The organism is Paraburkholderia caffeinitolerans (assembly GCF_902859945.1).
Taxonomy (GTDB): domain Bacteria; phylum Pseudomonadota; class Gammaproteobacteria; order Burkholderiales; family Burkholderiaceae; genus Paraburkholderia; species Paraburkholderia caffeinitolerans.
This window is the reverse complement of sequence record NZ_CADIKL010000024.1, coordinates 76088-87980: the sequence shown is the minus strand read 5'-3', so window position 1 is coordinate 87980 and position 11893 is coordinate 76088. Positions and strand designations below refer to the sequence as shown.

Annotated in this window: 10 protein-coding genes and 1 tRNA gene; 7 read left to right on the top strand and 4 right to left on the bottom strand. The window is 63.7% G+C overall.

The window, feature by feature from the left end:
- Positions 1–99: 99 nt before the first annotated feature.
- The gene (locus HV773_RS22255) at positions 100–816 is read left to right on the top strand and encodes a FadR/GntR family transcriptional regulator (RefSeq protein ID WP_227875419.1); all 717 of its coding nucleotides are present in this window, start codon (positions 100–102) and stop codon (positions 814–816) included.
- 113 nt (positions 817–929) lie between these two features.
- Complete coding sequence (locus tag HV773_RS22250; protein ID WP_129562776.1) at positions 930–1943, top strand: sensor domain-containing diguanylate cyclase; 1014 nt, start codon at positions 930–932, stop codon at positions 1941–1943.
- A 101-nt stretch (positions 1944–2044) separates the two neighbouring features.
- Here the strand turns inward: HV773_RS22250 and HV773_RS22245 are convergent.
- From HV773_RS22245 to HV773_RS22230, 4 genes are all read right to left on the bottom strand, one after another.
- Positions 2045–2121: transfer RNA gene (locus HV773_RS22245), tRNA-Met, on the bottom strand.
- Positions 2122–2236: 115 nt separating this feature from the next.
- Complete coding sequence (locus HV773_RS22240; protein WP_129562775.1) at positions 2237–3895, bottom strand: MFS transporter; 1659 nt, start codon at positions 3893–3895, stop codon at positions 2237–2239.
- A 289-nt stretch (positions 3896–4184) separates the two neighbouring features.
- Positions 4185–5753: a sensor histidine kinase gene (locus HV773_RS22235; protein WP_129562774.1), complete on the bottom strand. Its 1569-nt coding sequence runs from the start codon at positions 5751–5753 to the stop codon at positions 4185–4187.
- A 12-nt stretch (positions 5754–5765) separates the two neighbouring features.
- The gene (locus HV773_RS22230) at positions 5766–6512 is read right to left on the bottom strand and encodes a response regulator transcription factor (protein WP_129562773.1); all 747 of its coding nucleotides are present in this window, start codon (positions 6510–6512) and stop codon (positions 5766–5768) included.
- Positions 6513–6786: 274 nt separating this feature from the next.
- Between HV773_RS22230 and recA the strand changes: the two genes are divergently transcribed.
- From recA to sucD, 5 genes are all read left to right on the top strand, one after another.
- Positions 6787–7863 (top strand): recombinase RecA, encoded by a 1077-nt coding sequence (gene recA, locus HV773_RS22225; RefSeq protein ID WP_129562772.1) that lies wholly within the window; start codon positions 6787–6789, stop codon positions 7861–7863.
- Positions 7864–7924: 61 nt separating this feature from the next.
- Entirely contained in the window at positions 7925–8755 is an 831-nt protein-coding gene (gene recX / locus HV773_RS22220; protein WP_129562771.1) for a recombination regulator RecX, read from the top strand.
- A 155-nt stretch (positions 8756–8910) separates the two neighbouring features.
- Positions 8911–9603, top strand: coding sequence for a DUF2889 domain-containing protein (locus HV773_RS22215; RefSeq protein WP_129562770.1), 693 nt, complete (start codon positions 8911–8913; stop codon positions 9601–9603).
- Positions 9604–9653: 50 nt separating this feature from the next.
- Positions 9654–10820 carry an ADP-forming succinate--CoA ligase subunit beta gene (gene sucC, locus HV773_RS22210; RefSeq protein ID WP_129562769.1) on the top strand — a complete coding sequence of 389 codons (1167 nt, stop codon included), beginning with the start codon at positions 9654–9656 and terminating at the stop codon, positions 10818–10820.
- A 94-nt stretch (positions 10821–10914) separates the two neighbouring features.
- Positions 10915–11796: a succinate--CoA ligase subunit alpha gene (gene sucD / locus HV773_RS22205; protein ID WP_035532387.1), complete on the top strand. Its 882-nt coding sequence runs from the start codon at positions 10915–10917 to the stop codon at positions 11794–11796.
- The last annotated feature ends 97 nt before the right edge of the window (positions 11797–11893 follow it).

Genomic DNA, 11893 nt, shown 5'->3' with positions numbered 1-11893 from the left:
TGGCCACATCGACATTTCAATATGTTGAGGAGCCCATGCTACTGCAAAAATCGCCTTTAAGTGCTATTAATAGTATTATTTGACGTGAGCTCCCAGTATCTGGGCTTTTACGGCGGACATAACACCAGGAGAACGGCAATTCAGCGCGATCTGCATGGAACCGTGGCGTTCGAACTCGGCAGCGCGATTCTGCGCGGCGACTACGCGCCCGCCGAGATACTGCCCCGCGAGGCTGACCTCATGGCGGCCTTCGACGTGAGCCGCACGGTGTTGCGCGAGGCGTTGCGCACGCTGACCTCGAAGGGACTCGTGGAGTCGCGTCCGAAGGTGGGCACGCGGGTGCGCGAGCGCGCGGCATGGAATCTGCTGGACGCCGACCTGCTCGACTGGTACGCGCGCGTCGCGCCACCGCTTGCGTTCGCGCTCAAGCTCCAGGAGATGCGCGAGATGATCGAGCCGTTCGCGGCGGGATTGGCTGCGAGCGCACACGATGCCCCGGCGTTCGAGCGGCTCGCAAATGCCCACACCGCAATGGCCGAAGCGCGCAACGTCGACGAATGGGTGCGCGCCGACTTGCGCTTTCACCTGGCGGTGCTGGCGGCGTGCCGCAATGAACTGCTGGTGCCGCTCGGCACGCTGATCGAACGCACGCTCGAAGGTCAGTTGCGTGTGAACGCGAAACGCGCCGACGTGTTCAACGCCGCGCTGCCCGACCACACGGTGGTGTTCGAGGCGATTGCCCGCCGTGATGCACAGGCGGCGAGCGCCGCGATGGCCGGGCTGCTGCGCGTGACGCGCGAGCGCATCGAAGGCTGAGAGGTGTGACAGCCAGGGTTTGCTATCCTGCTATAGATCAGACCTGTGCCTTTCAATGCTGTCAGGTGCGCTTACGCAGTGCCATCCGGCTCATTTCGCAATCGTTCGTCGCAATGAAAATCTCAACCGGCGCCTCGACCCTGGACAACGCAACGCTCCTCGAAATCATCCGCGCGCAATCGGATATCGCGAAGCTGGGACTGGATCTCGGCGGCGTGATGGCCTTCGTCGCGCAACGCGCCGAGCAACTGACCGGCGCGCAGGGCGCAGTGGTCGAACTCGCCGAAGGTCACGAGATGGTGTATCGCGCGGCCTCGGGTAGCGTCGAGAACATGCTGGGCTTGCGTCTCGCGCGCGAAACGAGCCTCTCCGGGCTGTGCGTGAGCACGGGCGAAATCCTGCGCTGCGACGACTCGGAAAGCGACTCGCGCGTGGATCGCGAAGCGTGCCGGCGCGCGGGGCTGCGCTCGATGATCGTCACGCCGCTCAAGCACCTGGAAACCACCGTGGGCGTGCTGAAGGTAGTGGCGCCCGAAGTGGACGCATTCGATGAAGCCGATATTGAAGCGCTTTCGCTGATCTCCGGCCTGATCGCGGCCGCGATGTTTCATGCCGCGCGCCACGAGACGAGCGAGTTGTATCTGCAAGCGACGCACGACGCGCTCACAGGCTTGCCGAACCGTGCGCTGTTCTACGACCGTCTGCGCCAGTCGGTCGATCTGGCGACGCGCTCGGCGGGTAGGTTGGGCGTGCTCAATCTCGACATGGACGGCCTGAAGCCGATCAACGACCGCTATGGCCACCGGGCTGGCGACGCGGCCATCAAGGAGACGGCGGCGCGCATCGCGAAAAACTGCCGCCGGGTGGATACCGCCGCGCGCGTGGGCGGCGACGAATTCGCGATGATTCTTCCCGGCATCGGCACGCGGACAGATGCCGAGGCGCATAGCCGGCGCATTGCGCAGAAAGTGGGCGAACCGTTCGAGTTCGAGGGGCGGATGATTGAGCTGGGTGTGAGTGTTGGGTTCGCGTTGTTACCCGAGGATGGCGTGGAGATGACGTGCCTGATCGATCACGCCGATCAGGCGATGTATGAGGCGAAGCGGGGGAGGAAGGCGGTGGGATGAGGCGGTCGCGGGCCGAATCGGAATGCATGGCCCGGGTAGCTTTTTCGCCTGCGCCAAGTGAAAAAGCCCGGCAGATCAAAGATCTACCGGGCTTTCGCATTTGGTGGCGAATCAGGGATTCGAACCCCGGACCTGCGGATTATGATTCCGTCGCTCTAACCGGCTGAGCTAATTCGCCTAAGAAGAAGAATTATGAAGGTGCCGGTCGAAGCTGTCAACCCCCCATCGGCATCTTTTTTCAAGATTCTCAGAACCGGCTTGCGCCGGCCCATCAGCGCACCCAAATCAGCGCATCAATCCTGCGCATAGATATCCGAGTCCTTGGTCTCTTTCACAAACAGCACGCCAATCACGCAAGTCGCGAGCGCGATGATGATCGGATACCAGAGCCCCGAGTAGATATCGCCCTTGGCCGCCACGATTGCGAAGGCTGTCGCCGGCAGGAAGCCGCCGAACCAGCCGTTGCCGATGTGATAGGGCAGCGACATTGATGTATAGCGGATTCGCGTCGGGAACATCTCCACCAGCATCGCCGCGATTGGCCCGTACACCATCGTCACGAAGATCACGAGGATGGTCAGGATCGCCACGGTCATTGGCCAGTTGAGCTGCGCCGGATCGGCCTTGGCCGGGTAGCCCGCTGATTTAAGCGCGCCTGAAAGCGTCTTCTCGAACGTGGCTCCGGCCTCCTTCGCTCCCGCAGCTTTGCCGTCGAACGTGTCGATGGTCGTGTCGCCCACCTTGATCTGCGCGAGCGTGCCCGCCGGCGCGGCTACGTTCGAGTAGTTCAGGCCTGCCTTAGAGAGCGCGCTCTTGGCGATGTCACACGAGCTCGTGAACTTCGAGGTGCCCACCGGGTTGAACTGGAACGAGCATTCGTCCGGGTTCGCGATCACCACGATCGGCGCGCGCGCCGTGGCGGCTTCGAGCGCCGGGTTCGCGAAGTGCGTGAGCGCCTTGAAGAGCGGGAAGTAGGTGAGCGCCGCAATCAGGCAGCCGGCCATGATGATCGGCTTGCGGCCGATCTTGTCCGAGAGCGCGCCGAAGAACAGGAAGAACGGCGTGCCGATCAGGAGCGCCAGCGCGATCAGGATGTTGGAGCTTGCGCCGTCGACCTTGAGCGTCTGCGTGAGGAAGAAGAGCGCGTAGAACTGGCCCGTGTACCAGACCACGGCCTGGCCCGCTGTCACGCCGATCAGCGCGAGGATCACGACCTTCAGGTTCTTCCACTGGCCGAACGCTTCGGAGAGCGGCGCCTTCGAGATTTTGCCTTCGGCCTTGATGCGCTTGAACGCCGGCGATTCGTCGAGTTGCAGGCGGATCCACACCGAAATCGCGAGCAGCAGGATCGAGGCGACGAACGGAATGCGCCACGCCCATGCGCCGAACGCCTCTTCGCCCACCGTCGTGCGCACGCCGAGGATCACGAGCAGCGAGAGGAACAGGCCGAGCGTCGCCGTGGTCTGGATCCACGCGGTGTAGAAGCCGCGGCGTCCGGGCGGTGCATGTTCGGCTACATAGGTGGCCGCGCCGCCGTACTCGCCGCCGAGCGCGAGGCCCTGCAACAGGCGCATGCCGATGAAGATCACCGGCGCGGCGATGCCGATCGATGCGTAGCCCGGCAGGAAGCCCACCACGAAGGTGGACAGACCCATGATGACGATGGTGACGAGGAACGTGTGCTTGCGGCCCACGAGGTCGCCGAGGCGCCCAAACACGATTGCGCCGAACGGCCGCACCGCGAAGCCTGCCGCAAAGCCGAGCAGCGTGAAGATGAAGCCCGCGGTGGGGTTCACGCCGGAGAAGAAGCTTTTGCTGATGTAGGCCGCGAGCGAGCCGGCCAGGTAGAAGTCGTACCACTCGAACACGGTGCCGAGCGACGACGCAAAGATCACGCGTTTTTCGTCGCTGGTCATCGGCGCGTGTGAGACTTGTCCGCCAACGGTTGCCATATGTGTCTCCATTTTTGATATGCCGGCTTGTCGGTATGGCCCGCCCGCCCGGCGATCTCGGGCTCGTGCGGTCCTGCGGAGCATTATTGGAATGGAAACTTACGGGGTTCTGACGGCGGGGACGCTTTTCCGTGGCGCGTTTGGGATGTCTTGTTGTTATTCAATTTTCATCAACTTGCGCTGAATGTCGGCTAATGCATCTCTAAGTGCCGATATCTATTGAATTCATGCGGAGCGGGTATGCGCCGGCTAAGGGTAAGTCCCATCCCGTTTTTCGTCCGCTTTGCCGTCAGCTTGCGCCGCGCAGACGCAGTGTCACGCGCACCAGGGTGCCGGCGAGGCGCGGTTCGAGTTGATAGACGTTGTCGTCGATGGTGAGCGTGCCGCCGTGCATCGTGGCAATCTCGCGCACGATCGCGAGTCCGAGGCCGCTACCGTCGCCGTCGCGCCCAAGGATGCGATAGAAGCGTTCGAGCACGCGCTCGCGCTCGGCCGCCGGAATGCCGATGCCGGTGTCCTCTACCTCCAGATGCACCACGGGCGCGGCGGGTTCGGGCCGCACGCGCACCGTGATGCGGCCGCCGGCGGGCGTGTAGCGGATCGCATTGTCGATCAGGTTCGACAGCATCTCGCGCAGCATCACGGGATTGCCGTCGACCTGCACCGGCGCGGCGCGGTCTTGCGTGCCGTGCTCGCCGTTTTCATCGTTCGCTTCGTGCTCCGGGCCTTCGTAACCGAGGTCCATCTGCTTGGCGAGTGCGGGCTGCACCCAGTCGCGCACCGCGTGACGGGCCACATCGGCGATGTCGACGGGCGCGAAAATCTGCCCCGACATCCGGTTCTCGGCGCGCGCGAGCGCGAGCAGTTGGGTGACGAGTCGCGCGGCGTGCTCTGAACTCGTGGCGATCTGTTCGAGCGAGCGGTGCACCTCGGCGCTTGCGTCCTGGCGCAGCGCCAGCTCGGCCTGGGTGCGCAGGCCCGCGAGCGGCGTCTTCATCTGGTGCGCGGCATCGGCGATAAAGCGCTTCTGCAACTGCATGTTCTGTTCGAGGCGCGTGAGCAGGTCGTTGAACGAGGTGACGAGCGGCTCGATTTCGGGCGGCGCGCGGCGCGCTTCGAGCGGCGAGAGGTCGTCGGGGCGGCGCATGCGCATGTTCGATTGCAGCGCGTGCAGCGGCGCGAGGCCGCGCGAGAGGCCGAACCAGACGAGCAGGATCGCGAGCGGCAGGATCACGAACTGCGGCAGGATCACGCCCTTGATGATGTCGTTGGCAAGCTGGCGTCGCTTGTCGAGCGTTTCGGCCACCTGTACGAGCACGGGCTGCGAGCCCGCCAGGTTCGGCAGTTCGACCGTCGTATAGGCCACGCGGATATCGATGCCGTGCAGCATGTCGTCGCGGAACTCCACGAGGCCGGCGGGCGGGCGGTCGTCGTCGCGCGGCAATGGCATTTCGCGGTCGCCGCTCACCAGTTCGCCCCGGCTGCCGAGCACCTGGTAGAACACGCTGTCGACGTTGTCTGCGCGCAGAAAGTCGCGCGTGGAGTCGGGCAGCGAGAGCTCCGCCACGCCGTTGACCGGATGGATCTGGCGCGCGAGCACGTAGGCGTCGGTTTCGAGCGCGCGGTCGAATGGGCCATTGGCGATCGACTTGGCGACGAGATAGGTGACCGCGATGCTCATCGGCCAGAGCAGCAGGAGCGGCGCGAGCATCCAGTCGAGAATCTCGCCGAACAGCGAGCGCGGGCGCGCGGCGGCGGCTTCGGCCTCGTCGGGCGGGGCGAAGGGGTTGGCATAGCGGGCGTCGCGCGCTTCGTCGTCGAGCGCGCCGGGCGGGGCGGCGGGAGCGGGCTCTGCCATCGTCGCGCCTGGCTACTTGTAGTAGTGGCTGGCGGGCATCGCGGGGGGCGCGGCGGCGTCCGCCGGGGTACTTGTACTCGCGTTCGCCGGATTCGCTTCTTTTTCGAGGCAGTATCCGAGGCCGCGCACGGTCACAATGCGCACGCCGCCCGTTTCGAGCTTCTTGCGCAGCCGGTGTACGTAGACCTCGATCGCGTTGTTGCTCACTTCCTCGCCCCATTCGCACAGATGGTCGACGAGCTGTTCCTTCGAGACGAGCCGCCCGAGCCGCTGCAGCAGCACTTCGAGCACGCCGAGTTCGCGCGCGGAGAGATCGAGCACCTGGTCGTTGATGCGCGCCACGCGCCCGACCTGGTCGAATGCCAGCGCGCCGTGGCGCACGACCGTGGGGCCGCCGCCCGCGCCACGGCGCGTGAGCGCACGCACGCGCGCTTCCAGCTCGTTGAGCGCGAAGGGCTTGGCCATGTAGTCGTCGGCGCCGAGATCGAGGCCTTTTACGCGTTCGTCCACGCTGTCGGCGGCGGTGAGGATCAGCACAGGAAGGTTGGAATTGCGCGCGCGCAAGCGGCGCAGCACTTCGAGGCCCGGCATTTTCGGCAGGCCGAGATCGAGGATCAGGAGGTCGAACGACTGCATCGACAATGCTGTATCGGCGTCCACGCCGTGACGCACGTGATCAACGGCATAGCCCGCCTGGCGGAGTGATCGGACGAGACCGTCCGCGAGTATGCTGTCGTCTTCGGCAATGAGAATTCGCATATGCGCCAGCGTCGCCCTCGTAGCGCCTTGATGCCCCTTGTGCGGCGCGGCGTGTGCGGCGCGCGCAGCGCTCCCGGCAGGGGGCGGGCCCGGGCAGCGTCGGGCGGCGGTCTCCGAAAATTCGCGGTTTCGGCACGCGCGTTGGCTCAAATCGGCCAAAAACGGGCTTGCCAAAACTACTGTTTTTTTATACAGTGTCTGCGTTCAGGCGCATGTGCGCAAAAGCACGCGCGCATCGTCACCAGACGCCGTTCATCATAGCAAAGGACGATTCATGGAAGATAGCAAGAAAGGCTCGGCTGGGCTGACTGCTGAAAAGAGCAAGGCACTGGCTGCCGCGCTCGCGCAGATCGAAAAGCAGTTCGGCAAAGGGTCGATCATGCGACTCGGCGACGGCGACGCGGTCGAAGACATCCAGGTGGTCTCCACCGGTTCGCTCGGCCTCGACATCGCGCTCGGCGTGGGCGGTCTGCCGCGTGGCCGGGTGGTCGAGATTTACGGTCCGGAATCGTCGGGCAAGACCACGCTCACGCTGCAAGTGATCGCCGAATTGCAGAAGCTCGGCGGCACGGCAGCGTTCATCGACGCGGAACACGCGCTCGACGTACAGTACGCGTCCAAGCTCGGCGTGAACGTGCCGGAACTGCTCATCTCGCAGCCGGACACGGGCGAGCAGGCGCTCGAAATCACGGATGCTCTCGTGCGCTCGGGCTCGATCGACATGATCGTGATCGACTCGGTCGCGGCGCTCGTGCCGAAGGCCGAAATCGAAGGCGAAATGGGCGACTCGCTGCCGGGTCTGCAGGCGCGTCTGATGTCGCAGGCGCTGCGCAAGCTCACCGGCACGATCAAGAAGACGAACTGCATGGTGATCTTCATTAACCAGATTCGCATGAAGATCGGCGTGATGTTCGGCAACCCGGAAACCACCACGGGCGGCAACGCGCTCAAGTTCTACGCGTCGGTGCGTCTGGACATTCGCCGTATCGGTTCGATCAAGAAGAACGACGAAGTGATCGGCAGCGAAACGCGCGTGAAGGTCGTCAAGAACAAGGTTGCGCCGCCGTTCCGCGAAGCCATATTCGACATTCTTTATGGCGAAGGCATCTCGCGTCAGGGCGAAATCATCGACCTCGGCGTGCAGGCCAAGATCGTGGACAAGGCGGGCGCGTGGTACAGCTATAACGGCGAACGCATCGGCCAGGGCAAGGACAACGCACGCGAATTCCTGCGCGAGAATGCGGACATCGCTCGCGAGATCGAAAACCGCATTCGCGAATCGCTCGGCGTGAGCACGATGCCGGACGGCGTCAACGACTCCGGCGAAGTCGAAGTCGCGGGCGAAGAATAAGTCCCGAAGTCGGCACCAGAGAGTCAGCACGACCGTGATGCGCAAGGGTGGGTCCGCTTCGATGCCGCATAAGGCATCAACGCCTTCTACTTCGGACGAGGCGGAACACCCGCGTGACGCACGGCGCATCACGCGCCGCGTTGGCTCGCCACGTACCGACACCCAAAGCCGCGACGCTCATGCGAGCGCTCGCGGCTTTGCGCATTCAGAGCCCCGTCACGATCTGCACGATGGCGGCGGGGCGGTATTCGAAGTGCCGTTCGAGGCATTTTTCGATGCGCCCGCAGAAGGATCGCCTGAAGCGCCGAACGAAACCGGTCGCGGAGCGCAGCACGAAGAGGCCGAGCCTCAAACCGACCGCTTTGAGCGCACCTCCACCTCACGCGCTTCGAGAAACTCGCGAAACTCACGCACGAACGAAGCGCCTGGCAGGCAGCGCCCCGAGCGCTCCCTCAAGGGCCGTGCGCTCGGCTATCTCTCGCGCCGCGAATACAGCCGCGCGGAGCTTTCGCGCAAGCTCATGCCCTTCACCGAAAACGCCGACGAGCTCGAAGCACTGCTCGACGCGCTCGAACGCGAAGGCTGGCTCTCCGACGCGCGCTTTGCGGAAAGCGTCGTGTACCGCCGCGCCGCGCGAGTGGGGGCGGGGCGCATCGTCAGCGAACTCAAGCGTCATGCCGTGGGCGACGAACTCATTGAAGAAGTGAACGCGCAATTGCGCGAAACGGAACTCGCCCGGGCCCGCGCCGTCTGGCAGAAGAAGTACGGCCAGTTGCCCGAGACGCCCGCCGAGCGTGCGCGTCAGGCGCGCTTTCTGGCCGCGCGAGGCTTTTCGATGTCGATTATCGGCAAGATTTTGAAGGGCATCGAAGACAGCTTCGAGGGCGAATAACAGGAAACCGACAGGAAACTGACCGAAAACTGATCCGGCCGGCTCAAAAATCAGCCGTGGCCTAGCCCCGCCGGGCACTGTGGGTTCATCGCTGTCTCAAATACTCGGTATGCTAAAATCGAGCGGTTTTCCTGTCCGGTCTTACCTCTACTAGCATGCCGCTTTCTTCGCCAGCGCCTCGCCAGTTGCGTCATCAGCGCGCTATCCGGGCGGTCGCCTATGAGCGCGAAGACGGCCTGTGGGACATCGACGCGTGCTTGACCGACCATAAGCCACGCGACGTGCCACTCGCCGCCGGTGTGCGGCCCAACGGTCTGCCGATCCATGAACTCTGGCTCCGCATCACGATCGATCGCAAGCTCAACGTCGTCGACGCTGAAGCGTCGTCCGACTGGGTGCCGTACGACGGTCAGTGCCAGAACGCTCATCCCGCCTATCGGGCCCTTATTGGGCTCAATCTCCTCAAGAACTTTCGCCGCGAAGCGGGCCAATTGCTCGCCGGCACGGTCGGTTGCACGCACCTCACCGAAATGCTGGGCGTGTTGCCGACCGTCGCTATTCAGGCGTTTGTCGGAGCGGTGTGGGATGTATCGAGTGGAACACCCGGCGAAGAGTCCGGGCAGGAACCGAGCAAGACCGCCGACGGCGAAGCCGCCGGCGAAAAGCCGCCTTTCCAGCTCGGCCGCTGCCATGCGCTGCGGTTCGACGGCGAGGCGGTGAAGCAGTTTTATCCGCGCTGGTATGGCCATGTGCCGCGTTCAATAGAGCGTGGCGCGTCAGCCTCCAGCGTGCGCGACGACCCAGGCCTGAGCCAAGAGGGCAGGGCCGGCGTTCTCGCGCATGAATAACAACAGCGGAATCGAAGTTCACTCCAACTCTCAGACTGAAGGAATCACGCATGAAGATTCACGAGTACCAGGGTAAGGAAATCCTGCGGAAATTCGGAGTCGCGGTACCGCGCGGCATCCCGGTGTTTTCGGTGGACGACGCGGTCAAGGCCGCTCAAGAGCTGGGCGGTCCGGTGTGGGTCGTCAAGGCGCAGATTCACGCGGGCGGCCGCGGCAAGGGTGGTGGTGTGAAGGTGGCGAAGTCGCTGGAACAGGTTCGCGAATACGCGAGCCAGATCCTCGGCATGCAGCTCGTCACGCACCAGACCGGTCCGGAAGGCCAGCGCGTCAACCGTCTGCTGATCGAAGAAGGCGCCGACATCAAGCAGGAACTGTATGTCAGCCTCGTCGTTGACCGCGTGTCGCAAAAGATCGTTCTGATGGGTTCGAGCGAAGGCGGCATGGACATCGAAGAAGTTGCGGAAAAGCATCCGGAACTGATCCACAAGGTCATCGTCGAGCCGTCGACCGGTCTGCTCGACGCCCAAGCCGACGACCTCGCCGCGAAAATCGGCGTGCCGGCTGCTTCGATTCCGCAAGCTCGCGCGATCCTGCAAGGCCTGTACAAGGCATTCTGGGAAACCGATGCGTCGCTGGCCGAAATCAACCCGCTGAACGTCAGCGGCGACGGCAAGGTCATCGCACTCGACGCGAAGTTCAACTTCGATTCGAACGCGCTGTTCCGCCACCCGGAAATCGTCGCTTACCGCGACCTGGACGAAGAAGATCCGGCTGAAGTCGAAGCCTCGAAGTTCGATCTCGCGTACATCTCGCTCGACGGCAACATCGGCTGTCTCGTGAACGGCGCAGGCCTCGCAATGGCGACGATGGACACCATCAAGCTGTTCGGCGGCGAGCCGGCGAACTTCCTGGACGTCGGCGGCGGCGCCACGACCGAGAAGGTCACCGAAGCGTTCAAGCTCATGCTCAAGAACCCGGGCCTGAAGGCGATCCTCGTGAACATCTTCGGCGGCATCATGCGCTGCGACGTGATCGCGGAAGGCGTGATCGCCGGTTCGAAGGCCGTGAACCTGAATGTGCCGCTCGTCGTGCGCATGAAGGGCACGAACGAGGACCTCGGCAAGAAGATGCTGGCCGATTCGGGCCTGCCGATCATTTCGGCGGACAGCATGGAAGAGGCTGCGCGGAAGGTCGTCGCGGCTACCGAAGGCAAGTAATTTTCAGCGGATACGAGTGGCATCGTGCCGGCGCGGAGGCTTGGGTTTCCCCGGCTGACGCGACGCGCGACGCCAAACGAACAGAGGTCAATACATGTCGATTCTGATCAACAAAGACACCAAGGTCATCACGCAGGGCATTACCGGCAAGACCGGTCAGTTCCACACGCGCGCATGCCGTGAATACGCCAACGGCCGCGAAGCGTTCGTCGCGGGCGTGAACCCGAAGAAGGCCGGCGAGGACTTCGAGGGCATTCCTATTTACGCGAACGTGCGTGAAGCGAAGGAAGCCACCGGCGCGACCGTTTCGGTCATCTACGTGCCGCCCGCAGGCGCAGCCGCTGCGATCTGGGAAGCCGTCGAGGCCGATCTCGATCTCGCGATCTGCATCACGGAAGGCATCCCCGTCCGCGACATGATCGAAGTCAAGGACCGTATGCGCCGCGAAGGCCGCAAGACGCTGCTCCTCGGCCCGAACTGCCCCGGCACGATCACGCCGGACGAGCTGAAGATCGGCATCATGCCGGGTCACATCCACAAGAAGGGCCGCATCGGCGTCGTGTCGCGTTCGGGCACGCTCACGTACGAAGCGGTGGGCCAACTGACGGCGCTCGGCCTCGGCCAGTCGTCGGCAGTCGGTATCGGCGGCGACCCGATCAACGGTCTGAAGCACATCGACGTCATGAAGATGTTCAACGACGATCCGGATACGGACGCCGTGATCATGATCGGCGAGATTGGCGGTCCGGACGAAGCCAACGCCGCTTACTGGATCAAGGACAACATGAAGAAGCCGGTGGTTGGCTTCATCGCGGGCGTCACGGCGCCTCCGGGCAAGCGCATGGGCCACGCCGGCGCGCTGATCTCGGGCGGTGCGGATACGGCCGACGCGAAGCTGGAAATCATGGACGGCTGCGGCATCAAGGTGACGCGCAACCCGTCGGAAATGGGTCGTCTGCTGAAGTCGATTCTGTAATTTCGATGCTGTAAATTTCAAAATTGGCTGCGCGCCCGCGTGTGCTGTGATGCGCGGGTGGCCAGCGGTTTTTGATATGCTTGCGGAACCCTTTCAC